At 69.1% G+C, this 25,072-nt stretch carries 21 protein-coding genes; 13 read left to right on the top strand and 8 right to left on the bottom strand.

The genetic code is table 11. The features are described from left to right. Positions 1–99: 99 nt before the first annotated feature. A complete protein-coding gene (folE, locus tag D7T59_RS09455; RefSeq protein WP_004141296.1) occupies positions 100–711 on the bottom strand; it encodes a GTP cyclohydrolase I FolE in 612 nt (203 codons plus the stop codon). Between the two features lie 612 nt (positions 712–1,323). Between folE and D7T59_RS09450 the strand changes: the two genes are divergently transcribed. The 6 genes from D7T59_RS09450 to D7T59_RS09425 all read left to right on the top strand — a co-directional run bounded on the left by D7T59_RS09450 (position 1,324) and on the right by D7T59_RS09425 (position 7,012). Next, positions 1,324–1,779 (top strand): MarR family winged helix-turn-helix transcriptional regulator, encoded by a 456-nt coding sequence (locus D7T59_RS09450; protein WP_008265191.1) that lies wholly within the window; start codon positions 1,324–1,326, stop codon positions 1,777–1,779. A gap of 108 nt (positions 1,780–1,887) precedes the next feature. After that, complete coding sequence (locus tag D7T59_RS09445) at positions 1,888–2,097, top strand: DUF1656 domain-containing protein (protein ID WP_180851932.1); 210 nt, start codon at positions 1,888–1,890, stop codon at positions 2,095–2,097. After that, positions 2,094–3,011: an efflux RND transporter periplasmic adaptor subunit gene (locus D7T59_RS09440; RefSeq protein ID WP_180851930.1), complete on the top strand. Its 918-nt coding sequence runs from the start codon at positions 2,094–2,096 to the stop codon at positions 3,009–3,011. Before D7T59_RS09445 ends, D7T59_RS09440 begins: the two co-directional genes overlap by 4 nt. Then, a complete protein-coding gene (locus D7T59_RS09435; protein WP_180851928.1) occupies positions 3,008–4,477 on the top strand; it encodes an efflux transporter outer membrane subunit in 1,470 nt (489 codons plus the stop codon). The genes D7T59_RS09440 and D7T59_RS09435 overlap by 4 nt, the downstream gene beginning before the upstream one ends. Before the next feature lie 3 nt (positions 4,478–4,480). Further along, a complete protein-coding gene (locus D7T59_RS09430; RefSeq protein ID WP_180851926.1) occupies positions 4,481–6,520 on the top strand; it encodes an FUSC family protein in 2,040 nt (679 codons plus the stop codon). Positions 6,521–6,613: 93 nt separating this feature from the next. Continuing rightward, the gene (locus D7T59_RS09425; RefSeq protein WP_180851925.1) at positions 6,614–7,012 is read left to right on the top strand and encodes a hypothetical protein; all 399 of its coding nucleotides are present in this window, start codon (positions 6,614–6,616) and stop codon (positions 7,010–7,012) included. Positions 7,013–7,317: 305 nt separating this feature from the next. Here D7T59_RS09425 and recD read toward each other — a convergent pair whose 3' ends face one another. Genes recD through recC form a run of 3 tightly spaced genes read right to left on the bottom strand, consistent with a single transcriptional unit; the run spans position 7,318 to position 16,219 of the window. Next, a complete protein-coding gene (gene recD, locus D7T59_RS09420) occupies positions 7,318–9,198 on the bottom strand; it encodes an exodeoxyribonuclease V subunit alpha (RefSeq protein WP_180851924.1) in 1,881 nt (626 codons plus the stop codon). Continuing rightward, positions 9,195–12,875 (bottom strand): exodeoxyribonuclease V subunit beta, encoded by a 3,681-nt coding sequence (gene recB / locus D7T59_RS09415; protein ID WP_180851922.1) that lies wholly within the window; start codon positions 12,873–12,875, stop codon positions 9,195–9,197. Before recB ends, recD begins: the two co-directional genes overlap by 4 nt. After that, complete coding sequence (gene recC, locus D7T59_RS09410) at positions 12,872–16,219, bottom strand: exodeoxyribonuclease V subunit gamma (protein WP_180851920.1); 3,348 nt, start codon at positions 16,217–16,219, stop codon at positions 12,872–12,874. The genes recB and recC overlap by 4 nt, the downstream gene beginning before the upstream one ends. Positions 16,220–16,408: 189 nt before the next feature. Between recC and D7T59_RS09405 the strand changes: the two genes are divergently transcribed. From D7T59_RS09405 to D7T59_RS09380, 6 genes are read left to right on the top strand one after another with little or no spacing between them, the layout of a single operon-like run. After that, entirely contained in the window at positions 16,409–17,197 is a 789-nt protein-coding gene (locus D7T59_RS09405; RefSeq protein WP_005411704.1) for an ABC transporter ATP-binding protein, read from the top strand. Beyond that, positions 17,197–17,946 (top strand): MlaE family lipid ABC transporter permease subunit, encoded by a 750-nt coding sequence (locus D7T59_RS09400; RefSeq protein ID WP_005414955.1) that lies wholly within the window; start codon positions 17,197–17,199, stop codon positions 17,944–17,946. The genes D7T59_RS09405 and D7T59_RS09400 overlap by 1 nt, the downstream gene beginning before the upstream one ends. 59 nt (positions 17,947–18,005) lie before the next feature. Further along, positions 18,006–18,530, top strand: a complete 525-nt coding sequence (mlaD, locus tag D7T59_RS09395) for an outer membrane lipid asymmetry maintenance protein MlaD (protein ID WP_005411706.1) — start codon at positions 18,006–18,008, stop codon at positions 18,528–18,530. Beyond that, the gene (locus tag D7T59_RS09390; RefSeq protein ID WP_099554187.1) at positions 18,527–19,189 is read left to right on the top strand and encodes an MlaC/ttg2D family ABC transporter substrate-binding protein; all 663 of its coding nucleotides are present in this window, start codon (positions 18,527–18,529) and stop codon (positions 19,187–19,189) included. The genes mlaD and D7T59_RS09390 overlap by 4 nt, the downstream gene beginning before the upstream one ends. After that, on the top strand, positions 19,179–19,490 hold the full coding sequence (locus tag D7T59_RS09385; protein WP_099554185.1) for an STAS domain-containing protein: 312 nt from the start codon (positions 19,179–19,181) through the stop codon (positions 19,488–19,490). Before D7T59_RS09390 ends, D7T59_RS09385 begins: the two co-directional genes overlap by 11 nt. 1 nt (position 19,491) lies before the next feature. Next, complete coding sequence (locus D7T59_RS09380; protein WP_180851918.1) at positions 19,492–20,508, top strand: MlaA family lipoprotein; 1,017 nt, start codon at positions 19,492–19,494, stop codon at positions 20,506–20,508. 107 nt (positions 20,509–20,615) lie between these two features. Here the strand turns inward: D7T59_RS09380 and D7T59_RS09375 are convergent, their stop codons facing one another. The 3 genes from D7T59_RS09375 to D7T59_RS09365 form a co-directional block, all read right to left on the bottom strand. Continuing rightward, positions 20,616–21,161, bottom strand: a complete 546-nt coding sequence (locus D7T59_RS09375) for a glutathione peroxidase (RefSeq protein ID WP_099554181.1) — start codon at positions 21,159–21,161, stop codon at positions 20,616–20,618. A gap of 137 nt (positions 21,162–21,298) precedes the next feature. Next, positions 21,299–21,697 (bottom strand): hypothetical protein, encoded by a 399-nt coding sequence (locus D7T59_RS09370; RefSeq protein ID WP_180851916.1) that lies wholly within the window; start codon positions 21,695–21,697, stop codon positions 21,299–21,301. Between the two features lie 71 nt (positions 21,698–21,768). Beyond that, positions 21,769–23,319 (bottom strand): DNA recombination protein RmuC, encoded by a 1,551-nt coding sequence (locus D7T59_RS09365; RefSeq protein ID WP_180851915.1) that lies wholly within the window; start codon positions 23,317–23,319, stop codon positions 21,769–21,771. Positions 23,320–23,364: 45 nt separating this feature from the next. Here D7T59_RS09365 and D7T59_RS09360 point away from each other — a divergent pair, with 45 nt between their 5' ends. Next, entirely contained in the window at positions 23,365–23,970 is a 606-nt protein-coding gene (locus D7T59_RS09360) for a glutathione S-transferase family protein (RefSeq protein WP_180851913.1), read from the top strand. Between the two features lie 68 nt (positions 23,971–24,038). Here D7T59_RS09360 and D7T59_RS09355 read toward each other — a convergent pair whose 3' ends face one another. Further along, positions 24,039–25,046: a zinc-binding alcohol dehydrogenase family protein gene (locus D7T59_RS09355; RefSeq protein WP_164137098.1), complete on the bottom strand. Its 1,008-nt coding sequence runs from the start codon at positions 25,044–25,046 to the stop codon at positions 24,039–24,041. Between the last annotated feature and the right edge of the window lie 26 nt (positions 25,047–25,072).

The raw sequence follows: 25,072 nt of genomic DNA, 5'->3' as shown, positions 1-25,072 counted from the left end.
TCTGTAGGGCTGACAGGGACGAGCCGCCATGCACGGCTGCCACGTGGGCAGCCGTGGGCATGCCGGCCTGCAGGGGCCGGCGCGGTGCGGGCAAGCGGCTCAGCGCTTGCCGCCCACTTCGATGAAGCGCAGGAACTCGGCGCGGGTGCGCGCGTCGTCGCGGAAGCTGCCCAGCATCTTCGAGGTGACCATGCTGACGCCGCGCTTGTGGATGCCGCGGGTGGTCATGCATTCGTGGGCGCCTTCGACGACCACGCCGACGCCGATCGGCTGCAGCACATCCTGGATGCACTGGGCGATCTGCGCGGTCATCTTTTCCTGCACCTGGAAACGGCGGGCGTAGGCTTCGACGACGCGGGCCAGCTTGCTGATGCCCACCACCTTGCCGGCCGGCAGGTAGCCGACGTGCACGCGGCCGATGATCGGTGCCATGTGGTGCTCGCAGTGGCTTTCGTACTCGATGTCGCGCAGGACGATCAGTTCGTCGTAGCCGGCCACTTCCTCGAAGGTCCGCTCCATGTAGGCGCGCGGGTCGTCGCGGTAGCCGCTGAACCAGTCGCCATAGGCTTCGGCGACACGGCGGGGGGTATCCAGCAGGCCTTCGCGGGACGGGTCCTCACCGGCCCAGCGCAGCAGGGTGCGCACGGCATCCTCGGCCTGGTCCTGGGTCACGTCGCCCTGCGGGGCGGCCTTTTCGTTGTTCTTGCTCATTGCGTACAGCGTCCCGAACGGGGGGCGAGCATCGTACCCGACCGGGGGGTGGGTCGTCCTGTTGGGACGGTTCATCGGGGGGTTCTTGCGGCGCCTCATGGCTGCTGAGCGAGAGGGGGAGGGGCAGGCCAGGCAGGACACGCCGCAAGTACGTCCCTGTAGGCTCGGCCACGGCATCCATGCCGTGGACGGTCCTGCCTGGCCTGCCCCTCCCCTTCTCCGACAATTTCTCGCGGGCGCGGTCGGACCGCCCGAAGGCGGGGTCAAAAGCAGGGGTTCATGACTTCGGAAGCAGCGCGCCGCTGCTGTGGTGTCTTCTGCTTTGGTGGGTGCGGACCGTTGGTCCGCACTGCTTCTGCTTCTGCCTTTAAAGAGCCAACCCACCGCGCCCGCGGGGTGATGGGCAGGCAGCGGGGGTCGGGCGGGGCAGGACCGTCCGCGGCATGGATGCCGCGGCCGAGCCCCCAAGGATGGGTTCACGGCGCGTCCTGCCCCGTCCGGCCCCCGCTGCCCCACCCGTAGCAACGTGGCGCAACGCTTTCCTCAACACACCCGCACATTCAGAAAAACCTATTGATAGGAATGAAATTAGTAGTATCCTATCTATCTCTTATGGACCGACCCCTCGACGAGCGCACCGTGCTGCAGATGCAGCTCAGCTCCGGCCTGCTGTACGCAGGGCGGCAGTGGCAGCGCCTGGCCGACAGCCGGCTCGGCAGCTACGGCATCTCCACCGCCTGCACCATGCCGCTGCTGATGATCGGCCGCTCCGGCGGTGGCATCCGTCAGGTGGCGTTGGCCCAGCAGCTGGGCATGGAGGGGCCTTCCCTGGTGCGCCTGCTGGACAAGCTGTGCGCCAGCGACCTGGTCCGCCGCGAAAGCGACGCCAGCGACCGTCGCGCCAACCTGTTGTGGCTGACCGATGCGGGCCAGGCCTTGGTCAGCGAGCTGGAAGACCAGTTGATCGGCCTGCGCCAGGACGTCTTCGGCGAACTCTCCATGGATGAACTGCACGCCGTGCTGAAGGCATGGCGCCTGCTGGCCGAGGCCGCCGACCGCATCACGTAAGAGCGCTGCCCCCGAACACCGCCGCTGCCGTGCACACGCCAGCGGCTTTTGCCCGTTGCCGTTGTTTCGTTGTCCCTCCCCTCCCCCACCTCGCCCCCGCCCCTTCCGATGCCCGGTGAATTCAGTCTCCACGGAGTGTTCGTCCCGACCCTGCTCGGGTTGATGTTGTTGGCCTATCTGGTCAACAGCGGCCTGCACGCGCTGCTGCAGCGTGCCGGTGTCTATCGCCATATATGGCACCCGCCACTGTTCAACCTGGCGCTGTACGGGATCGTGCTTGGCCTGCTGTTCCACCTCCTGCGTTGGATGCAATCGTGAACAAGATCGTGAAGAAGACCCTTCCCATACTGCTGACCAGCGCGGCGGTGATCGTCGCGCTGCTGGTGCTGCGCCAGCTGTGGGTCTATTACATGGATGAGCCGTGGACCCGCGACGCGCATGTGGGTGCCGACGTGGTGCAGGTGGCGCCGGATGTGTCCGGCCTGGTCGAAACGGTGCAGGTGGCCGACAACCAGGCGGTGAAGAAGGGTGACCTGCTGTTCATGGTCGACCGCGCCCGTTACCGCATCGCGCTGGAGCAGGCCCGTGCCAGCCTGGGCGAGCGCCAGGCCTCGGTGGCGCAGCTGCGCCGTGAGATCGGCCGTGACCGCAGCCTGCAGGACCTGGTGGCCGCCGAGGACGCCGAAGTGCGCCGCGCCAAGCTGCAGGCCGCGCAGGCGGCGCTGGCCACCGCACAGGCCGCGGTCGACCTGGCCGAGCTCAACCTGGGCCGCACGGAAGTGCGCGCACCGGCCGATGGCCGGGTCAACGACCGCACCCTGCGCGTGGGCGACTACGTGGTGGCCGGCAAGCCGGTGCTGGCGCTGCTGGATACCGGCTCGTTCCGCATCGATGGCTACTTCGAGGAAACCCGACTGCGTGGCGTGGCGCCGGGGCAGCGCGTGGACATCCGCCTGATGGGTGAATCGGCCCCGCTGCGCGGCCATGTCGAGAGCATCGCCGCCGGCATCGAGGACCGCTACCGCAGCAATGGCAGCACCCTGCTGCCGAACGTGACCCCGGCCTTCGACTGGGTGCGGCTGGCGCAGCGCATCCCGGTGCGCATCACCATCGACGAAGTACCCAGGGGCGTGGAACTGATCGCCGGCCGCACCGCCACGGTGACCGTGGACACCGGCCGCCACCCGCACAACGACAAGGCCGGCACCGCGCCGACACAGGCGGGACTGTGAACGCCGCCCTGCCCCGTCTCGGCCTGATCGTCGCGCTGGCCAGCCTGGCCGCATGCAGGACCGTCGGCCCGGACTATGCATTGCCGGAAGGCTCTGTGTTCAAGCGTCCCGAGGCCAACGCCGCCTTCATCGATACGCAGAACCCGCAGGTGGCCGCCAACCAGGCGCTGCCCGACCGCTGGTGGTCGCTGTACAACGACCCGGTGCTGGACGGGCTGATCACCCAGGCGCTGCGTGACAACGTGGAACTGAAGGCCGCCGATGCGCACCTGCGCCGTGCCGCCGCCGTGTACGAGCAGGCGCTGGACGCCGGCGGCTTCGAGTACGAGGCCGAGGCCGGCGTCAGCCGCGCGCAGCTGTCGGCCGAATCGTTCCTGCAGGAACACGAGCTGCCGGTGATCAACCTGGCCGATGGCAAGTTCGCGGTCAGCTACCAGTTCGACCTGTTCGGCAAGCTCAAGCGCGGCGCCGAAGCGGCACGTGCCGACGAGCAGTCGGTGGCGGCGGCACGCGATCTGGCCCAGGTCAGTGTGGTCGCGCAGGTGGCCGACAGCTACCTGGAAATCTGCCACGCCAACCACGAACTGCACGTGGCCGAGCATTCGCTGCAGCTGCAGCGGCGCAGCCGCACCGTAACCGAGCGACTGATCGCGGCCGGTCGCGGCACGCCGCCGGAGCTGGCCCGCGCCAATGCCCAGGTAGCGCTGCTGGAAGCCGCACTGCCGCCGCTGCAGGCGCAGCGGTCGGCGGCCGCCTATTCGCTGGCCGCACTGCTGGGCCAGACCCCCGGCCAGTTGCCAGCCGGCGTGATCGACTGCGCGCACGCGCCCAGCCTGGTGCAGCCGTTGCCGGTCGGTGATGGCCGCGCACTGCTGCAGCGTCGTCCGGACGTGCGCCAGGCCGAACGCAAGCTGGCCTCGGCCACTGCGCGGATTGGCGTGGCCACCGCCGAGCTCTATCCGGACATCCGTCTGGGTGCCTCGGTGGGCGCCGCCGGCCTGCTGGAGGACTTCGGCACACCGATGACCCAGCAGTGGTCGATCGGCCCGCTGATCTCGTGGACGCTGCCGTCGTCCGGCACCCACGCACGCATCCACGCCGCCGAGGCCGGTGCCGACGCGGCCCTGGCCGAGTTCGATCACACCGTGCTGCAGGCACTGCGCGAGACCCAGACCGCGCTGGACCGCTATGCGCAGGATCTGCGCCGCCTGCAGTCGCTGCGCATCGCGCAGGAGCAGGCCGCGCTGGCCGCCGAGCAGAACCGCCGGCTGTACCAGGGTGGCCGCACGCCGTACCTGTCCAGCCTGGATGCCGACCGCAGCCTGGCCACCAGCGATGCCACCCTGGCCGCCGCCGAAGCCCAGGTCTCACGCGACCAGGTCCATCTGTTCCTGGTGCTGGGCGGCGGCTGGCAGACCACGGTCGCGCCGGCGAGCCCCGCCACCGCACAGGCCTCGGCGAAGTAAGCCATGAACGCGCTGACCGACCGCCAGGCCTGGCTGTTCTCGATCAAGACCTACCTGGCAGCGGTGGCCGCGCTGTACATCGCCATGGCCGGCAACCTGTCGCGCCCGTACTGGGCGATGGGCACGGTGTACATCGTCAGCCAGCCGTTGCTGGGCCCGACCCGTGCCAAGGGCGTATACCGCATCGTCGGTACGCTGGTGGCCGGGCTGGCCACCCTGCTGGTGCTGCCGGCCCTGGTGGAGACCCCACTGGTGCTGAGCGCGGCGATGTCGATCTGGCTGGCCGGCTGCCTGTTCATGGCCCTGCTCAACCGCGGCCCGCGCGGCTACGCGTTCCTGCTGGCCGGCTACACCACCGCCTTCATCGGCTTCCCGGCGGTGACCTCGCCGGAAACCATCTTCGACACCGTGGTGGCGCGCAGCGAGGAGATCATCCTCGGCACGGTGGTGGCAGTGCTGTTCGCCTCGCTGCTGTTCCCGGCCTCGGTGCGACCGATGCTGCGCGCACGCATCGGCAACTGGATGGAAGACGCCGCGCAGTGGTGCCGGCAGATTCTGGAACGCGGCCGTGCGCATGCGCCGCGCAACCGGCTGGCCGCCGACCTGGTGCAGTTCGAGGCGCTGATCGAGTTCCTGCGCCGCGACGATCCGCGCCACGCCGGTTCGGCGGTATCGATGGAGCGGCTGCGCGAGCGCATGCTGCTGTTGTTGCCGGTGCTGTCCTCGATTGCCGATCGCCTGAGCGCGCTGCGCAGCGACGGCCAGGCCCTGCCCGAAGGGCTGCCGGCGCTGGTCGATGACATCCACGACTGGCTGGATGGCCCGACCAACGCCAGCGAATACGCCCGCCTGCGCGCGCGCATCAGCGCGCTGAAGCCGCAGGTGGACCGCGACCTGCAGCACTTGCAGCTGGCCAGCCTGCTGCTGCGCCTGGAAGAACTGGTGGACCTGTGGCAGGACTGCCGCACCCTGCAGCACGCCATCGACCACGGCACCGCGCCGCTGGACCGCGCGCACTACCGCATCCGCACCGAACGCGTGGCCGCCGACAAGCACGTCGACTACGGCATGGCGCTGTTCTCCGCGCTCAGTGCCGGCGTGGCACTGATGAGCTACTGCGTGCTGTGGATCGCGCTGGGCTGGGAGGGCGGTGGCAACGGCGCGATGATGGCCGCGGTGACCGCCGCGTTCTTCGCCGCGCAGGACGATCCAGCACCGAGCATGGTGTCGTTCCTGGTGTGGGCGATGGTTGCCTCGGTGGTGGCCGGTGTGTACCTGTTCGGCGTGTTCCCGGCCGTGCACGACTTCGGCCTGCTGGCACTGGTGCTGGCGGTGGTGTTCCTGCCACTGGGGCTGATGCTGCACCACCCCAAGAGCGCCCTGTTCGCGCTGCCGCTGACCGTGAACCTGGCCGCGCTGCTGAGCCTGCAGAACACCTACAGCGCCAACATCCAGACCTTCCTCAACTCGTCCATTGCGATGTTCATCGGCATTGGCTTTGCGGTGGTGATGACCCGCCTGTTCCGTTCGGTGGGTGCCGAGTGGACCGCACGCCGGCTGGTGCGGCAGGGTTGGACCACGCTGGCCGAAGCCGCCGAAGGCCGTGGCCAGCAGGACCGCCAGCGCTTCGCCGCGCGCATGCTCGACCTGCTGGGCCTGCTCGCACCGCGCCTGGCGGCGACGCCGGAGGGCAGCGACATCGCCTCGGTGGACATGCTCAACGAGGCGCGCATCGGCCTGAACATCCTGCAGCTGCGCCGCGCCCGGCTGGAACTGCCCGAGCGCAGCCGCGAAGCGGTCGAACACATCCTGGAGGAAGTGGCCGTGCACTACCGGCGGCAGATCGCCGCACGCAAGCCGATTGTGGCGGCCGAGGCGCTGCGCGAGCGGCTGGATACTTCGCTGGGCCGGGTCGGCAGCGTGGGTGCGTGCAAGGCGCGCGACGAGGCGCTGATGGGCCTGATCGGCCTGCGCTTTGCGTTGTTCCCGGAGGCGAAGGCGCTGGCGCCGGGGTTGGCGATGAGTACGGCGACGCAGCCGTAGCGCGCTACCCTGTGCGTCCACAGACTCCGCGCAGGGGTCAGATCCTTCGCCCCCGGCGAAGGCTCTGACCCCCGCTCAGCACAGGAAGCTCCAATGAGTTACGACATGATGGTGTTCGAGGCCAGCGCGGCCCCACGCGAGGCCGCGGCCTTCATCGCCTGGTTCGAGAAGCAGACGCAGTGGAACGAACGCCACGAGTACGACGACCCGGCGGTCAGCAGCCCGGCGCTGCAGGCGTGGTTCGCGGAGATGGCGCAGGAATTCCCGCCGATGAACGGGCCATTGAGCAACGACGATGACGACCGTGCCGAGGTAACCGAGTACAGCATCGGCCAGCAGGTGATCTACGGTGCGTTTGCGTATTCGGTGGCCGAGCGTGCGCACGGGCGCGTGCAGGACCTGGCCGAGAAGCATGGCGTGGGCTTCTTCGATGTAGGTGCCGATGAAGCGGCGATCGTGTTCCCGGATGGCCTGGTACTGATCGCGGAATGAACGTGGCGGCAGGGCTGCGCCCTGCACCTGCCAAGACAACGTCAACGTCAAAAGCGGGCATTCCTTGGGATGGCGGGGGGGGTCCGGTCGAGGGGGACGCCGTAAACCCATCCATGGGGGCTTGGTCGCGGCATCCATGCCGCTCACACCCCCTCAACCGGACCCACCCCGCCTTCGACAGTTTCCTGCGATCTGTCGGCATGGCGTTCTGCTCTGGTGGGTGTCGACCTTGGTTGACACGGTAGATCCACGCCATGCGTGGATGAAGGTGCGCGTTGTGATTGGAGGAATTGGAAGGACAGAGGTCAGAACAGCTGGCCCTGCACCGTGGGCTGTTCGATGTGCGCTGGCTCTTCAGCCACTTCTTCCACACCCAGCCGCCAGGCCAGGCCACCCAATCGGCTGGCGTGGCGCTTCAGCGCGGCCTGCAGCACGTCCGCGCTGCCCGCCACATGCAGCACCTGGCGGGCGCGGGTCAGGCCGGTGTAGACCAGTTCGCGCGACAGCACGCGGCTGTCCTGGCGCGGCAGCTGCAACCACACTTCATCGAACTCCGAACCCTGCGCCTTGTGCACGGTCATCGCGAAGGCGCTTTCGTGCGCGGGCAGTGCCGCCGGGTGGAAGGCACGCGGCTGGTCGACACTGTCGCCGGGGAACCAGGCCACCATCGCGCCGCTGCCATCGCGCAGGCAGATGCCGATATCGCCGTTGAACAGGCGGTGCCGGTAGCTGTTCTCGGTGACCAGCAGCAGGCGGCCCTGGAAGTAGCCCGGGGTGTTGCCGGCCAGCAGCTGTTCGATGCGGCTGTTGAGGCCGCGCGCGCCCTGCGGGCCTTCGCGCAAGGCGGTCAGCACACGCAGGCGCCCGGCCTGCTGCAGGGCAAGCACTGGATCGGCCGCGTCGGCCAACGCGCGCCAGTGGCCGAGCAGGTGCTCGCGCTGGCCACGCAATGGATCGGCTTCGCCTTCGTGGAAATGCACACCGGCCAGTGAACCGCCACGCAGCAGCTGCAATGCGGTGCTGCTGTCGCCTTCACGCACGGCATGGGCCAGCGGTGCCAGGTCCAGTGCATCGCTCTGCCGGTAACCGCGCTGCAGCTGCACGCGGCGGCCGGCGAAGGCGCGTGGCGTGGCCTGTGGCTGGAGCGTGGCCGGCGCCAGCAGGCCGTGCAGTGCCTGCGCGTCGTCGGCGCGGGTGCCGATGCCATCGCCGCTGGCACGCAGGATCGCGCTGAGCACGTCGCCGGCCTCCACCGACGGCAGCTGGTCGGGGTCGCCAAGCAGGATCAGCCGGGTACCACTGGCGATCGCATCGACCAGCTTGGCCATCATCGGCAGATCGATCATCGACGCTTCGTCGACCACCACCACATCCACCGGCAGCGGGTTGTCGGCGTGGTGGCGGAAGCGCGGTGAATCGGGAATCACCCCCAGCAGGCGATGCAGGGTGGTACCGGTACTGGGCAGTGCCGCGCACAGCGCCGGGTCCAGTCCTTGTTCCTGCAGCCGCTGCACGGCCACGCGCAGGCTCTCGGCCATGCGCTCGGCGGCGCGCCCGGTGGGTGCAGCCAACGCCACCTCGGGCAGCGGCTGGCCGGCGTGCCGGGCCTGTGCCGCCAGCAGCAGCAACAGGCGCGCGATGGTGGTGGTCTTGCCGGTGCCCGGGCCGCCAGTGACCAGCGCCAGCGGATGGCGCAGGGTCACGCCGGCCGCGCGCGCCTGGTGATCCTCGCTGCCCGATGCCTGCGGGAACAGCTGCGCAAACAAGGGTGCCAGCGCTGCCGTGTCCGGGACCGGCAGCGGATGCCGGCCGATGCGTTGCAGGCCGGCGACCAGCTGGCGCTCGTACTCGCGATAGCGGCGCAGGTACAGCAGGCCGTTTTCCAGCACCAGCGGCGCATCCTCGGCGATGGCATCGGCCTGCTCCGGCGTCGCCACCCAGGGCGACGCTCGCAGCTGCGCCAGCCAGTCCTGCGCAGCAGGCCACTCCGGCACGCCTTCCAGCAGTCGCTGCGGTTGCGCCGGATCGAAACCGGCGTGGCCCTGCGCCACCGCCAGCGAGGCCAGTGCTGCCGCCAGCGCCACGCTGTCCGGGGTGTCGTCGCGCAGCCGCTGCAGGCTGATCGCCAGTGCGTGATCGAGAGTGCGCAGCTGGCCGTTGCGATACAGCTCCTGCAGCAGGCTCATGCGCTGGCTCCACGCGCACGTGCGGCTAGCTCTGCCTGGGCCTGTTCGCCACCGGCGAACAACGCGTCCAGTGCATCCACCAGTACCAGCGGGAAGCGGTCCACATGCACGCCGTTGCCGGCGCCATCCAGGCCGCGGCAGAACAGGTAGCGGATGCCGCCCATGTCGCGCTCGTAATCGTAGGCGGCGCCGAGGCGGAAGCGCAGCCAGCGATGCAGGGCCACGGTGTAGATCAGCGCCTGCAGGTCGTATTCGCTGTGACGCATGGCGATGGCCAGCAGGTCCGGACTGTAGCCCGGCAGGCGGTTGGACTTGTAGTCGAGCACGTACCAGCGCCCGTCGCGCACGTAGGTCAGGTCGATCATGCCGGTCATCAGGCCTTCCAACCGGCGGCGCTGGCCGAAGCCTCGACGACTGCTGGAAACGCCGTGCGCGTGCAGCACCTGCAGCAGCGCCGGCACCGTGGTCGGTTCGATGGCGAAGTGGAAGTCGATTTCCGCGCGGCGCTCGCCTTCGCCCAGGCTGTGCAGGGCGCCGCCTTCGGGCAGCGGTACGGTAAGCGTGTGGCCGACCAGCGGCACCAGCACGCCCACGCCATCGTCCAGGTCGACATCGGCATAGCCTTCGTCGTGCAGCGCCTTGCGCAGCACCTCGGCCTGCCCCTCTGGGGCTTCCAGGCCCGGCTGCCAGTCAGCCCAGGCAGCGAAGTCGACGTTCTCCATCGCCTCGTGCAGCACGTTGCCGAAGCGACTGCCCATGAAGCGCGGGTCGAGCGGTGTGCTGTCTTCGGCCGCCGCAGCAGGTTCCGGCAGGGCCGGTTCCAGCGGCAGTTCGGGGCCAGCCGGTTCGTCGGCGGCCGGTGCTGGCAGTTCCGTGGCCGCCGCTTCGATATCGTCGCCGGCGCCAGCATCGGCATGGGCCAGCTGGGTGAAGCTGTAGACCCACCAGTCATGCGGCACGCGCCGGGTCAGCGCACGCACGGCCGGCAGGTCACCCTCCACTTCGACCGCCAGCTGCGGCAGCACCGCCGGCACCTCGCGGTCATCGACGTGTACATCGGCATGTGTGCGCAGCACCTGCAGGTCGCCCAGCAGCGGTGCCAGCCGCGTCCTGCCGAGCCCGGCCAGATCGCCCACGGCGATCCACAGCGCATGCTCGGCACGGGTCAGGCCGACATACAACAGGCGTGCATCCTCGGCACGCTGCTCGCGTTCGCGCTGCGTGGTGGCCGCTTCCCAGGCCTCGTCCTTGTCCAGCTTCCAGTGCAGCTGGCGCTGGCCGCCCACGTGCACCGTACAGTGCGACGCGGTGTTCGGCGCCCCGCCGTCGATGCCGACGAACGGCAGGAACACCAGCGGATACTCCAGGCCCTTGCTCTTGTGCAGGGTGATGATCTGCACACGACGCGCGTCTGATTCCAGGCGCAGCAGCTGCTGCTCGTCATCCTGGTCGGCGCTGGCCATCTGCCCCTGCAGCCAGTCCAGCAGGCCGTGCATGCCCAGCGCCTGCGCCGAGGCTTCCTGCAGCAGTTCGCCCAGCTGCAGGTAGTTGGTCAGGCGACGCTCGCCGTCGATCAGCGCCAACAGGCGTTCGCCCTGCGCAGCACAGACGTCGGCGATCACCGCGAACGGTCCGCCGCGCTGCCAGCGTTCGCGCCAGTGCAGCAGCTGTGCCTGGAAATCGCGTTGCAGGTCGCCCTCGCGTTCCATCGCCGCGATCGCGCTGGCCCGCTGGCCCAGCAGTACTGTGGCCAGCGCTGCACGCAGGCGGCCTTCGTCGGCCGGTTGCAGCAGCGCCAGCAGCAGCGCGCGCAGATCACGCGCTTCGCTGGTGGCAAACAGGCTCTGCTTGCCGGCCGCCACCGCCGGAATGCCGACCGCGGCCAGCGCGCGCTGCACCAGTGTGGCCTCACGATGCGAACGCACCAGCACTGCGATGTCGCCCGGCTGCACCGGTCGCCCACGCAGCACGGCGCTGCCGGCACGCGCATCGACCAGGGTCTGGTGGATGGCGGCCACGCAGGCCTGGGTGGCGGCATCGCGCGAGGCGTCGGCACTCATCGCCTTGTCGCCGCCACTGCGCAGCACGCGCAGGGTCAGCGCGATGGCGGCGCGGCCATCGCGCAGGTAGTCCTCGTCAACGCGCACGCCACCGGGCCGCACCGGCTCGAACTGGATGTCGCGTTCGAGGAAGGCGTCTTCGCCGCCGTTGTCGTACAGCGCCTGCAGCGCACGCAGCACGGCCGGTCGCGAGCGGAAGTTCTGGTCCAGCACCGGCGCCTGCTGCGCCACCTGCTTGGCCTTCAGGTAAGTGTGGATGTCACCGCCGCGGAAGCCGTAGATCGCCTGCTTGGGATCGCCGATCAGGAACAGGGCCGGCGCCAGGCCGAGTTCGCGCACCTCCGGCGAATCGCCGAACACGGTGTGGAAGATACCCCATTGGCGGTCGTCGGTATCCTGGAACTCATCCACCAGCGCGATGCGGTACTGCGCGCGCAGCTGCTTTACCAGCGCCAGCCGCTGCGGGCTTTCCAGGGCCAACGCCACGCCATCGATCAGATCGTCGTAGGTCTGTACCCGGCGCGTGCGCTTCAGTACCTGCAGGCGCTGCGTGGCTTCGGCGCGAAGCGCGTGCAGGAAATTCAATGCAGTGGCACGCAACCAGGCATCGCGTTCGGCCAGCAGCGCGACATAGCGCGCCAACGGCGCCTGCAATGGCGACGATGGCGTGCGCTCGGCGAATTTCTTGTTGGTCTTGGCGGCCAGTGCCTCGGGCAGCAGCGCTGGCAGGCGCTCATTGGCCAGCAGTTCGCGTGGATCGGCACGCTCGGCCCAGGCCAGCAGCTGCCGGCCCAGCGGGTGCAACCAGCCCAGCTTGTAGGACACCCCGTTGATCCACTTGTTGTCGACCGCATCGCAGAGGTCGATGAAGAACTGCTCGCCATGCTCGCGCACGCTTGCCGACAGTGCTTCCGCCGCGCGCTGCAAGGCCGGGTGTGGATCGGCCAGTGTCACCGGCTGCGGCAGCGGATGCAGTGGCGGCGCAGCCAGCAGCGCGCGCAGATCGGCGGCCAGCGCGTCCGGGTTGGACCACAGCCAGGTCAGCGGCTCCAGCGTGGCCGGGTCGTTGGCATGCACACGCCACAGGTCGGCCGCCAGCTCCTCCAGCAGCTCGCGGTCACTGGCCAGCAGTTCCGGCGGGTCAAAGGTGTGGCCGCTTTCCAGCGCATGCTCGCGCAGCACGCGCGTGCAGAAACCGTGGATGGTGAAGATGGAGGCCAGGTCGATCTCGTCCGCCGCCACCTGCAGGCGGCGCTTCAGTGCAGTGGCGCTCTCCGGGCCACTCTGCAGATGGCGCTGCAGCACGTCGCGGGTCAATCGCACGTCCGGTGCTTCACCCTCGGCCGGTTCCAGATCGACCAGGCGCGCGGCCAACGCCAGGCGCTCACGGATGCGCTTGCGCAGTTCCTGGGTGGCGGCGTCGGTGAAGGTCACCGCCAGGATCTGGCCGATGCGCAGGCCCTGCTCCACCACCAGGCGGGTGAACAGCGTGGCCAGGGTGAAGGTCTTGCCGGTGCCGGCGCTGGCTTCGATCAGGCGTGTGCCCTCCAGCGGCAGGGCCAGGTAGGGATCCCGGCTGAGGGATTCGATGCCGTCACCGGCGATGGCCGTGTTCATGCGCCGTCCTCCCGGCTTGCTTCGGCGCCAAGGGTGCGGCCTTCGCGTACCGCGCTGAAGACCAGCTGGCTGTTGCGCAGCAGGTCGGCATAGCTGGCATCGGTGGCGAACGGGTCGGCACCGCGCAGCAGCAGCTGCCAGGCGTCGCTGCTGGATTCACCCCAGCTGCGGTCGCTGCCGTGCCACTGCTTCCAGCCTTCGCTGCGTTGTTTCTCTGTCGGCGCGTTGTACAGCACCCAGCCGGTATACGGGGCAAAGCGCAGCGGCTCACGCAGGCCACGCTGGCGCAGCTGCAGCAGCGCGCGCAGCGCCGCGCGCGCAGCAGGAACGCTCAGTGCCGGCAGCACATGCGGGCCAGGACCGGCATCACCGCCATCATGGAACTGCACGAGGGGCAGCGCGTCGCCAGCGGCGTTGGCCAGCAGCCAGTCCAGGCCCTGGCGGATCACTGCATTGCCATTGAGCGTGCCGGCACGCAGGCGCACCAGCCCTTCGGGATGCCGATCGGCCACGCGGCCATGCAGGCGCACGCCATCGATGTCCACTTCGTAACGGCGGCTCTCCAGCGGTTCGCCCTGCATCCAGCCCAGCAGCGCACTGGCATATGGGCGCGTCTTCAGCCGTTCGGCTTCGAACTGACGTTCACCCAATGCGCCGGACGGCAGCAGGCCACGCGCGCGCAGGCGGGGGTACAACGGCTCGGTATCGCCGCTGAGCGTGGCGCGCACCACCGCGGCCTGCACGCTGCGCTTTTCCGGCCCCCGCGAAGACAGCACCAGCGGTTCCAGGTCATCCACCTCCTCGACCTCGTCGGCCAGGCGCAGGCCCAGCGACTGTGCGAGGAACTGCCCGGCCGGGTCGCACAGGAAACGGCGCAGGGTATCGAGCGCGACCTCATCCTCCACGGCATCGTCGGGTGGTGGTGGCAGTGGTGCGTCGAACCAGGGCTGCAGGCCTCCACGCTGGCCGGTGAGGCGACCGGCGGCCGGATGCCATTGGCGGCGATAGCTGAAGCGACGCGGGTCGCCATCGCCAAACGCGCCAGGCGAGAACGGCTGCAGTGCGTGGCGCACGGTGAAGTCGCGGGTGGCCGCAGCCGGATCGAGGTGATACGCGGCCGCGGCATCGATCAGTTCGCTGACCAGCACCGACGGCTCACGCACGCTGCCATCGCGTGGATCAGCGCCGAGGTAACTGAGATAGAACACGTCCTGCGCGGCGGCGAACAGCTGCAGGAACAGGAAGCGATCGTCCTCGCGGGTGGAGCGGTCGCCCGGCCGGCGACGCGGCGTATCCAGCTCGGCAGTGAGCTGGTTGAGGCCGGCGGCCGGATCGCGGCGCGGGAAATCACCATCGTTGAGGCCGAGCACGCAGATCACCCGGAACGGCAGCAGGCGCATCGGCACCATGCGGCCAAAGCTGATGCCACCGGTCAGCAGCGGTGCGCGCGTGTCGGCCTCGCCCAGCGCACCAGCGAAGTGCGCACGCACCACCTCCGGCGGCACCCCGTCCGCGAAGCCGGCCTTGGCGGCATCTTCAGCGAACTGGTTGAGCAGCTTGCGCAGGCGCTCAAGGGCACGCTGGCTGTTGGGCGAGCTGGGCGCGGTTGGCAGCAGTGCATCCAGCAGCGACAGCAGGCGCTGCCGCCACTGCGCGGGTGTCAGCAGTTCGCCGAGGCGTCGCTGATACACGGCCAGCACACGCAACAGGCGCAGCAGGCGGTCCAAGGCGTCCAACGCGCCGCCCTCCAGTTCGATCCACGGCGCCACGCCAGCCAGGTCGGCCTCGCTGCCGGTGGCATGGCCGAGTACCAGGCGATCCAGTGCGAACTGCCAGGTATAGGCATCGTCGGCTGGCGCCTGATGCTGGTCGCGATGCTTCGCATCCAGCCCCCAGCGCGCACCTGCCTGTTGCAGCCAGCCGTGCAGGCGGTCGAAGTCCACCGCTTCCAGGCCGGCCGCTTCGGCCAGGGGCGCGCTGGCCAGCAGGTCCAGAACTTCGTTCAGGCCAAAGCGCGAGACCGGCAGGCCCAGCAGGTGCACGAACACATCGGCCAAGGGCTCGCCGGCCAGCGGGCTGCTGTCGGCCAGCGCATACGGAATGTGCTCCTCGTCGCCTCCCCGGCCACCAAACACTGCCTCCAGGTAGGGCACGTAGGGATCGATGTCCGGCGCCAGCACCGCGATCTCGCGCGCCTGCAGCGGCGGGTCGAAACGCGGGTCCTGCAGCAGGCTGCGCAGCTGGTCGTGCAGCACCTGCAGCTCGCGCAGGCGGGTGTGGCAGGCGTGTACCTGCAGGCTGGGGTCGTCGCTGCGCAGGCCGTCGCGCAGCTCGCCCGAGGGCAGCGCACGGCGGTGGAACAGGTCGCGCTGCAGGCGATGCAGCAGGCTGTCGGACAGTCCGCCTTCGTCCAGGGTCGGGCGGGTGTCCTCTTCCGGATCGGAATAGGCGGCAATCTCGCCGGCCGGGTGCACCACCTCGTAGCTGCCCAGCACCGCCATGAAATCGCGCCCGGCCGCGCCCCAGGCTTCCAGCAGGCGGTTCTCGCCGGCCGCTTCACCGAACGGGTCCGGTGCGCCGCTGCGCAGGCGCTCGGCCAGCGTCTGCAGGTCGCCCCAGTACGACTGCACCGGGGTGGGCATGTAGAAGTGCAGTTCGCCCACCCGCGCCTGGGTGGCCATCACCCGCAGCACGTCGGGCGAGATGTTGAGCGTCGCGAACGCAGACATGCGCGGCGGCAAGCCCTTCGGCAGCGGCTGGCCCGCGCCTTCGAAGCGGTCCAGGTACTCCTGGATGCGCCGTGCGCGATAGTCGTGGCCGTGGGTGATGGTGCGCCAGAGGATCGCCTGCGGATCGCCCGGATCGGCACCGGCTGCCCAGCGCAGCAGCCAGTCGCGGCGCCACGCCTGGTACTTCTCGAATACCGAGGCCAGCTCGCTGGCCAGCGCCCACGGCTTCAATGCGTCACCGCCGGCAAGATAGGACTGCAGCGCGCGCATCGGTGGCTGCGCCAGCAACGCCGGGTCGCGCAGTGCCTGGTACAGCTTCCAGTGCAGGCCGGCCGCGTCCAGATCGTCCTGCTCTCCGCTGACATTGGCCTTCAGCGCGCGGGCCACGAACTCGCCCGGGGTGAGGAATTCGAGGTTGGCGGCGACACCGAATTCGGCAGCCAGTGTCGCTTGCAGCCAGCGGCGCATCGCGACCTGCGGGATCAGCACCACTTCCGGCGCCAGCAACGGCTGGCCGGGCACCGGCGCACGCACGTTGCGCGCCAGCAGCGCGGCCAGCACGTCCAGGGAGTTGGAATGGTAGAGGCGGAAATCGCTGCCTGGGTCACTCATCATGCACAGTGTGCAGGACAGCAGGCAGTATTCAATGGTCGGCCCGTCGACGGTACGGATTGTTCCGGGCTGCCGGCCGATTGTCCCGGCCTGCGCCAAGCCCTGCCGTGCAACAATACTGGACCGTCCAGTCTGCTTATGTTCAGCCGGCTGGCCCGATCCTTCGATGTCTAAAAAACGTTAATGGTGCCCATGTCGGCTTCCACCTCCAGTCTGGTGCAGTTGTCCAACGTCCGCATCGACCGGAGCGGACGCACGATCCTGCGTGACGTATCGCTGCAGGTGCCGCAGGGCAGCATCACCGCCGTGCTCGGCCCGTCCGGCAGCGGCAAGTCGACCCTGCTGGCGGCACTGACCGGCGAACTGCGACCGGTCGCCGGCGATGTCACCCTGTTCGGCAAGCCGATCCCGCACGACAGCAGCGCGCTGCTGGAGATGCGCAAGAGCGTGGGCGTGCTGCTGCAGGGCAATGGCCTGCTGACCGACCTCACCGTGGCCGAAAACGTCGCACTGCCGCTGCGTACGCATACCCGCCTGCCCGCCGCCGTGCTGCGCCGGCTGGTGGAGATGAAGCTGCATGCGGTGGGCCTGCTGGCCGCCGCCGATGCCTGGCCGCGCGAGCTGTCCGGCGGCATGGCGCGCCGCGTGGCGCTGGCCCGCGCGCTGGCGCTGGACCCGCCGCTGATGATCTACGACGAGCCGCTGACCGGGCTGGACCCGATCGCCTCCGGGGTGATCATGAGCCTGATCCAGCGCCTCAACCACAGCCTGGGCCTGACCAGCATCATCGTCAGCCACCACGTGCACGAGACCCTGCCGATCTGCGACCAGGTCATCGCCATCGCCAATGGCGGCGTCGTGTTCCAGGGCACGCCCGAGGCGCTGCAGTCCAGCCAGGACCCGCTGCTGCGGCAGTTCCTGCATGGCCAGCCCGATGGCCCGATTCCGTTCGATGCCGCGCCACGCGCGAGGGTTGCCTGATGCCGTTCGTCCAAGCCACCCGCTCGCTGGGCCGCGCCGGCCTGTTCTCGCTGACCGTGCTGCGCGGTTCGCTGCCGACCCGTGATTTCCTGGCCGAGCTGACCCGCGAGATCTACAAGATCGGCGCGCGCTCGCTGCCGATCATCGCCGTCGGTGGCGCCTTCGTCGGCCTGGTGCTGACCCTGCAGGGCTACCGCACCCTGACCACCTTCGGTGCCGCCGACGCGCTGTCGACCCTGCTCGGCCTGTCGCTGTACCGCGAACTGGCCCCGGTGCTGACCGCGCTGCTGTTCATCGGCCGCGCCGGCAGTTCGATCGCCGCCGAGCTGGGCCTGATGCGCGCCACCGACCAGATCAAGGCGCTGGAGCTGATGGCCATCGACCCGGTGGCCAAGGCCGTGGCACCGCGTTTCTGGGCGGCGGTGCTGACCGTGCCGCTGCTGACCGGCATCTTCTGCTCGCTGGCGATCAGTGCCAGCTACTTCGAGGCCGTGCACGTGCTGGGCCTGGACAATGGCGTGTTCTGGTCGGCGCTGCGCAACAGCGTCGATTTCTGGGATGACTTCGGCGTGGCGATGCTGAAGTCGGCGATCTTCGGCGGCACCGCCGCGCTGGTCGCTGCCTACGTTGGCTTCCACGCCGAGCCGACCATCGAGGGCACCTCGGTGGCGACCACCCGTGCGGTGGTCAACGCCTCGCTGCTGGTGCTGATGTTCAACTTCGTTCTGTCGGCAATGTTGTTCACCTAACCCCTCCACCGGCGGTGCGCAGGCGCGCGCGGCCACCACGACTCGATCAGGTAATCCACATGGCCATCCGCGGTCCCAGACTCGAATTCTCCGTCGGCGCTTTCCTGCTGCTGGCCCTGGCCTCGCTGATGGTGCTGGCCGTGGCCTCGACCAACCAGCGCTGGAGCTGGGGCAGCCAGGGCTACGAGCTGAAGGCGCGCTTCTCCCAGGTCGGCCAGCTGCGCAAGCAGGCGCCGGTGAAGATCGGCGGCGTCACCGTCGGCCAGGTCGCCTCGATCGACCTGGACCCGGTGAAGTTCGAGTCCATCGTGACCCTGCGCATGGACAGCAAGGTCAAGGACCTGCCGGCGGACACCTCCGCCGGCATCTTCACCAGTGGTTTGCTCGGCGAGAGCTATATCGGTCTGCAGCCGGGTGGTGATCCGGACGTGCTGAAGGCCGGCGACGAGATTGTCTTCACCCAGCCGGCGGTTGACCTGATCCAGCTGGTCGGCAAGTACATGTTCAGTGGCGGCGCCGGTGGCGGCGCTGCTCAGAAGCCCAACGATGGCGCGCAGGCGCCTGCAACGGAACCGCAACCATGAAGATGAAACTGATCCCGGCCCTGCTCGCCTCGGCGCTGCTGGCAGCTACTCCGTTCCTCGCCCAGGCGCAGGCCGCCGCCCCCGCCGCTGCCGCGACGCAGGGCCAGGCAGGCAAGGTGGTGATCGATGCCAGCACGCGCATCCTCACCACCCTGCAGCAGCGCAGGAGCGAGTTCGGCAGCAACCCGGCCAGCCTGCGCAGCTACATCGACAGCGAACTGAACCGCACCTTCGATCGCGACTATGCGGCACGGCTGGTGCTGGGCCCGCACGCCCGCGGTGCCTCGGATGCCGACATCAAGCTGTTCGCCGATGCCATGGCCGACAGCCTGATGCAGCGCTATGGTTCGACCCTGCTCAACATCCAGGGCAAGCCGAGCTTCCGCCTGAAGGGTGAAAGCCCGCTGCCGGGCAACCGCGGCGTGCGCGTGAGCACCGAGCTGGTGCGTGCCGGCAGCGAGCCGACCCCGGTCGAGTACTGGATGCGCAACGTGAACGGCCAGTGGAAGATCTTCGACGTCAACATCGAAGGCATCTCCTACGTGCAGACGTTCCGCAACCAGTTCGACACCCCGCTGCGCCAGAAGGGCATCAAGCAGGTGGCCAGCGAACTGCACAGCGGCAGCATGCAGGCCGGGCCCGCGGGCAATGGCAAGTAACGCACTGGCACTGCTGGAAGGCGACACCCTGCGCCTGCGCGGGGTGCTCGACCGCGCCGCGGTGATCGCGCTGTGGCCGCAGCTGCAGGCCCTGCCGGCAAAGCTGGCACGGCTGGAGCTGGGTGAGGTCGAGCGCGTGGACAGCGCCGGCCTGGCCCTGCTGGCCGAGCTGGCGGCACGTGCGCGCAAGGCCGGCCATCCGCTGGTGATCACCGGGGCGCCGGCTGGCTACAACGAACTGAGCGCGGCCTATCGGTTGTCGCCCAACCTGGATTTCAACGCTACTTCTGCTGCGAGCTGACATGAACGTCGTGCGCACCCTCCCCCTGATCGTCCTGGCCACCGCCCTCACCGCCTGTGCCGGCAAGCCCGCGCGCAGCGATGCACCCGCGGCCAGCACCCTGGTTCCGGCCAGTTCCTCCTCCTCGCCCGCCGCCGCGGCCACCGATGCCGGCACGGCTGACGCTGCACCGGTCGCATCCGTGGCCAATCCGCCGGCGGCGGCCGCATCGTCGCCGGCTGCGCCGACCGACAGCGGCGACAGCAGTGCAGCGAAGACCGCAGCGGCCACCACGCCCGCTGGCGATGACGACTTCGATGCCCTCTATGGCGGTGCCGGCAACACCACCAACGCGGCGGCCTACGACCCGTGGGAACCGTTCAACCGCAAGGTGCACAAGTTCAACAATGCGGTCGACCGCGGCGTCGCACGTCCGCTGGCCACCGCCTACACCCACGTGGTGCCGCGCTTCGCCCGCACCGGCGTCAGCAACTTCTTCAGCAACCTGCGCGCGCCGGTGACCATCACCAACCAGCTGCTGCAGGGCCGCGGTGCCGATGCATGGGACAGCCTCGGCCGCTTCCTGATGAACAGCACGCTGGGTATCGGTGGCCTGTTCGATCCGGCCAGCAAGGCGATGGTGCCGCGCCGCAATGAAGACTTCGGCCAGACCCTGGGTGCCTGGGGCTGGCGTCGTTCGCGCTACGTGGAACTGCCGTTCTTCGGCCCGCGTACCGTGCGCGACGTGTTCGGCCTGGCCGGTGACATTCCGCTGTCGCCGATCCGCCGTATCGAAGAGGACAAGGTCCGTATCGGCCTGCAGGGCCTGCAGCTGGTCGATACCCGCGCGCAGCTGCTGGCGATCGACGACCTGCGTGACACCGCCGTGGACGAGTACTCGCTGGTGCGCGATGCATGGATGCAGCGTCGCAACTACCAGATCGAGAACGATCTGCGCAGCAAGCGCGAGCGTGGCCACGACGACGCCAACTCGCCGATCCCGGTCGATGCGATGCCGATGCCGCAGTGGACCCACTGAGTCCTTTCAGCGACGCATGAAGAACCCCGCCTCGGCGGGGTTTTTCTTTTGTGGCCCTGAATGGGGTCGGAGCCCTTTCCCAGGGAAAGGGATCCGACCCCGACCGATCAGGCGGCCAGCGCAGCCTCGATGGCCTCGCGCAGGCGCGCGTCATCAGCCGCCACGTCCGGGGCGAAGCGGGCGATGACCTTGCCGTCGCGGCCGACCAGGAACTTCTCGAAGTTCCACAGCACTGCCGGCGCGGCATGGATTGGAATGTCCTTGCTGGCCAGGCGCTCGCGCAGCGGGCCTTCGCCGATCGACTGCGGCTGCGCGGCGGTCAGCTGCTGGTACAGCGGGTGGGTGTCGTCGCCGGCCACGCTGATCTTGGAGAACATCGGGAAGCTGACATCGTAGGTGAGCTGGCAGAACTGCTGGATCTCCGCCTCGCTGCCCGGCTCCTGGCCGAGGAAGTTGTTGGCGGGGAAGCCCAGCACTTCCAGGCCCTGCGCGTGCTTTTCCGCATACAGCGCCTGCAGGCCTTCGTACTGCGGGGTGAGGCCGCACTTGGAGGCGACGTTGACCAGCAGCAGTACCTTGCCCTGGTAATCGGCAAGCGAGGACGGCTGGCCGTCGATGGTGGTGAGGGAAATGTCCTGGATCGGGGTGCTCACGCGGGGGCTCCGGCAACAGCGGGGAATGGCCCACCAGCATAGCGCCGCGCGATGGCGGTAGTGCCGGCCGCTGGCCGGCAATCGTGCGACCGTTCGCAAGGGTTCATGCGGTTGCCGGCCAGCGGCCGGCACTACGATCAGTCCACGCAGATCGTGCCCTGCGCCTTGCCCTCATCAATGCGCTGGCGGCAGCCGAAGTTCTGGCGCACATCGCGCTGGCAGGTACCGGTGGCGGTGCTGCCAGCCGCCACTTCGCCGCCGGCAAGGCATTGGCCCGTGCAGTCGCTTTTGCGGCTGCAGGCCTTGCCGGCGTCGGCGTAAGGAATCACGCACTGTTCGCGCTGCAGCCGGCCCAGCCGCTGCAGAGTGCCGCCAGCGGCCTGGCAGTCGACGTCGCGCGCTTCGCGGTAGGCCTCGGCCGCTTCAGGCGTGGTCAGCTCACCCGCCGGCGCCGGCGTGTCCGCAACCGGCGGCGCACTGCCGCAGGCGGCAAGCAGCGCGGTCAGGATGAGACTGGTGCAGAGGCGCAGGCGCATGGCGGTACCTGATCGAAGCGGACAGGCCGCCAGCATACGCATCGACGATGCAGGCGGCGTGTCGGCCGTGCTCAGGCCTCGTCGCCGTCGCCGGCTTCGTCCTCGGACGTGGCGTCAGCATCGGCCAGGTCGCCCAGCAAGGACTGCGCCTGCTCGGACGCCAGCGACTCCACGCCACGCAGGCGTCGTTCGATGGTGCGCGTCTTGCGGCTGGCCTCGCCGATGCTGCGGCCCACCGTGGTGATCTGCTTTTCGGCCTTTTCGAGGATGCCGGCGAACTTGCCGAACTCGCTCTTCACCGCGCCCAGCAGGCTCCACACCTCGCTGGAGCGCTGCTCGATGGCCAGGGTGCGGAAGCCCATCTGCAGGCTGTTGAGCAGGGCGGTGACGGTGGTCGGTCCAGCCACCACCACGCGATGCTCGCGCTGCAGCAGGTCAACCAGGCCGGGGCGCCGGATCACCTCGGCGTACAGGCCTTCAGTAGGCAGGAACATCACCGCGAAGTCGGTGGTGTGCGGCGGCACGATGTACTTCTCGCAGATCGACTTGGCCTGCACGCGTACCGCGCGCTCCAGCTGGATGCCCTGCAGGCGCACGCCCTCGGCGTCGCCCTGTTCCTGTGCGTCCAGCAGGCGCTCGTAGTCCTCGCGCGGGAACTTGGAGTCGATCGGCAGCCACACCGGCGTGTCATCGCTGCTGCGGCCCGGCAGGCGCACGGCGATGTCGACCATCTCGCCGCTGTCCGGGCGTACCTTCACTGCCCGCGCGTACTGCTCCTGGGTGAGCGTCTGTTCGAGGATGTTCTCCAGCTGTACTTCACCCCAGCTGCCACGGTTCTTGACGTTGGTCAGCACACGCTTGAGATCGCCAACGCCGGTGGCCAGCTGCTGCATCTCGCCAAGGCCGCGCTGCACCTGTTCCAGACGCTCGGAAACCAGCTTGAAGGAGTTGCCCAGGCGCGTTTCCAGCGTCGACTGCAGCTTTTCGTCCACGGTGTGGCGCATCTGTTCCAGCTTCTGCGCATTGTCGTTCTGCAGCGCGCGCAGCTGCTCTTCCAGCGTGGCACGCATCTCGGCGATGCGCTGTTCGTTGCGCTGGGTCAGTTCCTGCAGGCGCAGGCCCAGGCTTTCGGTCAGGCGCTGCTGCGACTGCGCACCTTCTTCGCGGCCCTTGCGCGCGTCGTCCACCAGGGTCTGGCGCAGCGCACCCAGCTGGGTGTCGGTACGCCCGGTCAGTTCCTGCAGCTGCTGGCCGAACGCGTGGATGCGCGCTTCCTGCTGCTGGCCGAACGTTTCCAGCTGGCCGCGCAGTTCCTGCAGGCGCTGCCCCATGAGTGCGGCGCCACGCTGCTGGCTCTCCGCTGCCTCGGCACGCGCCTTGCGGGCATCTTCGCCCAGCGCTTCGCGCAGCAGGTCCAGGCGCTGGTCGGTGCGGGTGGACAGGTCGGTCAGCGCGCGGGCGAAGCCATCGAGCTGTTCGCGCAGTTCGCTGCGCCCGGCGCGCGCCTCCTCGCGCACCGCCTGTTCCAGGCGGTCGTGCGGCGGGCGGCGCAGCAGGGCGACAAGCTGCAGGATGAGCACGGCCAATAGAAGGCCGCCAATGAGCAGATATTCGGTTTGCATGGGGCAAGTGTAGGCTGGCGGAGTCTCAGCTGCTGCGCCGGAACCATGCTCGCTCTGTACGGAAAGCCCACCTCAATCAACGTGCGCAAGGTGCTGTGGCTGTGCGCGGGGCTGGATCTTCCCCTGCACCACGAGCCTGCGCCACCGGCGGACCTGCTGGCCACACTGAATCCGAACCGGCAGGTACCGGTCCTGCGCGATGGCGGCTTCCTGCTGTGGGAGTCCAACAGCATCTGCCGCTACCTGGCCGCCCGCGCTGGCCGTGACGACCTGCTGCCCGCTGCGGCGCAGGCCCGTGCACGGGTGGAGCAGTGGATGGACTGGCAGGCCAGCGACCTCAACAGTGCCTGGCGCCACGTGTTCATGGCCCGGGTGCGGCAGCATCCGGACTACCCGGATGACGCCCGTGCCGAGGCCAGCCTGGCGCAGTGGAGCCGGCTGATGGGCGTGCTCGACGCGCAGCTGGCCGCTACCGATGGCCACGTGGCGGGCAACACCTTCACCCTCGCCGATATCGTGCTGGGGCTGTCGACCCAGCGCTGGCGCAGTACGCCGGGCAACAAGCCCACGCTGCCGAACGTAGAGGCCTGGTTCGAACGCCTGCGGCAGCAGCCGGGTTTTGCCGAACACGTCGACAACGGCGTGGCCTGAGGCAGGGGTCAGATCCCTTTCCCAAAGGGAAAGGGATCTGACCCCAACGACGCAGGAAAGGCCCGGCCTTACCAGCCTTCCAGCACGATCTTGCCCTTGGCGCGGTGGCTTTCCAGCAGCGCATGGGCACGCCGCAGGTTGGCCGCGTCGATGCGGCCAAAGTGCTCGCCCAGCGTGGTCTGCAGCACACCGGCATCGATCAGCTCGGCCACCCGGTTCAGCAGGTCGTGCTGGCGCTGCATGTCCGCGGTCCTGTACAGCGGGCGGGTGAACATCGATTCCCAGTGCAGCGACAGCGCCTTGCGCTTGAGCGCCATCACATCCACCTGGCCGGGGTCGTCGATCAGGCCGAACTGGCCCTGCGGCGCCAGCAGCTCGACGATCTGCGCGTAGTGCTGGTCGGAATGGGTCAGGCTGGCCACATGCTGCACCTCGCTGATGCCCAGCCGTGCCAGGCCTTCGGCCAGCGGCTGGCTGTGGTCGATCACGTGGTGCGCGCCCATCGCATACACCCAGTCCTGGGTGTCCGGGCGCGATGCGGTGCCGATCACCGTCAGTTTCGTCAGCTTCCGCGCCAGCTGCACCAGGATCGAGCCGACGCCACCGGCGGCCCCGATCACCAGCAGGGTCTGGCCCTCGCCACCGCCCTCGGGAATACGCAGGCGGTCGAACAGCAACTCCCAGGCGGTTATGGCGGTCAGCGGCAGCGCGGCGGCAGCCGCATCATCAAGGCTGGCCGGCTTGCGGCCGACGCTGCGCTCGTCCACCAGCTGGTATTCGGCATTGCTGCCCGGCCGGTCGATGACGCCGGCGTAGTAGACCGCATCGCCGGGCTGGAACAGGGTCACTTCGCTGCCCACGGCGTCGACGATGCCGACCGCGTCCCAGCCCAGCACGCGCGGGCCATCGGTGGCCACGCCGCGGCGTACCTTGGTGTCGACCGGGTTCACCGCCACCGCGCGCACCGCCACCCGCAGGTCGCGCGGGCCGGGCTGCGGCAGTTCCAGTTCGATGTCGATCAGGGCCCGGGCGTCGTCGATCGGCAGGCCGGCGTGGGTGTAGGCAATGGCGCGCATGGCAGCGGTCCAGTGGGGAAGGAGTG

Source organism: Stenotrophomonas maltophilia (assembly GCF_013464915.1).
Taxonomy (GTDB): domain Bacteria; phylum Pseudomonadota; class Gammaproteobacteria; order Xanthomonadales; family Xanthomonadaceae; genus Stenotrophomonas; species Stenotrophomonas maltophilia_AT.
Note: the sequence above shows the minus strand (reverse complement) of the source record. Positions and strands in the feature narration are given on the sequence as shown.

Excerpts from the sequence above, each read along its gene's own strand:
- D7T59_RS09385 (WP_099554185.1), top strand. The coding sequence starts at position 19,179 with ATGGCAAGTAACGCACTGGCACTGCTGGAAGGCGACACCCTGCGCCTG.
- D7T59_RS09425 (WP_180851925.1), top strand. The coding sequence starts at position 6,614 with ATGAGTTACGACATGATGGTGTTCGAGGCCAGCGCGGCCCCACGCGAG.
- mlaD (WP_005411706.1), top strand. The coding sequence starts at position 18,006 with ATGGCCATCCGCGGTCCCAGACTCGAATTCTCCGTCGGCGCTTTCCTG.
- D7T59_RS09390 (WP_099554187.1), top strand. The coding sequence starts at position 18,527 with ATGAAGATGAAACTGATCCCGGCCCTGCTCGCCTCGGCGCTGCTGGCA.
- recC (WP_180851920.1), bottom strand. The coding sequence starts at position 16,219 with ATGATGAGTGACCCAGGCAGCGATTTCCGCCTCTACCATTCCAACTCC.
- D7T59_RS09360 (WP_180851913.1), top strand. The coding sequence starts at position 23,365 with ATGCTCGCTCTGTACGGAAAGCCCACCTCAATCAACGTGCGCAAGGTG.
- recB (WP_180851922.1), bottom strand. The coding sequence starts at position 12,875 with ATGAACACGGCCATCGCCGGTGACGGCATCGAATCCCTCAGCCGGGAT.
- D7T59_RS09400 (WP_005414955.1), top strand. The coding sequence starts at position 17,197 with ATGCCGTTCGTCCAAGCCACCCGCTCGCTGGGCCGCGCCGGCCTGTTC.
- D7T59_RS09405 (WP_005411704.1), top strand. The coding sequence starts at position 16,409 with ATGTCGGCTTCCACCTCCAGTCTGGTGCAGTTGTCCAACGTCCGCATC.
- D7T59_RS09355 (WP_164137098.1), bottom strand. The coding sequence starts at position 25,046 with ATGCGCGCCATTGCCTACACCCACGCCGGCCTGCCGATCGACGACGCC.
- recD (WP_180851924.1), bottom strand. The coding sequence starts at position 9,198 with ATGAGCCTGCTGCAGGAGCTGTATCGCAACGGCCAGCTGCGCACTCTC.
- D7T59_RS09380 (WP_180851918.1), top strand. The coding sequence starts at position 19,492 with ATGAACGTCGTGCGCACCCTCCCCCTGATCGTCCTGGCCACCGCCCTC.
- folE (WP_004141296.1), bottom strand. The coding sequence starts at position 711 with ATGAGCAAGAACAACGAAAAGGCCGCCCCGCAGGGCGACGTGACCCAG.
- D7T59_RS09450 (WP_008265191.1), top strand. The coding sequence starts at position 1,324 with ATGGACCGACCCCTCGACGAGCGCACCGTGCTGCAGATGCAGCTCAGC.
- D7T59_RS09365 (WP_180851915.1), bottom strand. The coding sequence starts at position 23,319 with ATGCAAACCGAATATCTGCTCATTGGCGGCCTTCTATTGGCCGTGCTC.
- D7T59_RS09370 (WP_180851916.1), bottom strand. The coding sequence starts at position 21,697 with ATGCGCCTGCGCCTCTGCACCAGTCTCATCCTGACCGCGCTGCTTGCC.
- D7T59_RS09445 (WP_180851932.1), top strand. The coding sequence starts at position 1,888 with ATGCCCGGTGAATTCAGTCTCCACGGAGTGTTCGTCCCGACCCTGCTC.
- D7T59_RS09430 (WP_180851926.1), top strand. The coding sequence starts at position 4,481 with ATGAACGCGCTGACCGACCGCCAGGCCTGGCTGTTCTCGATCAAGACC.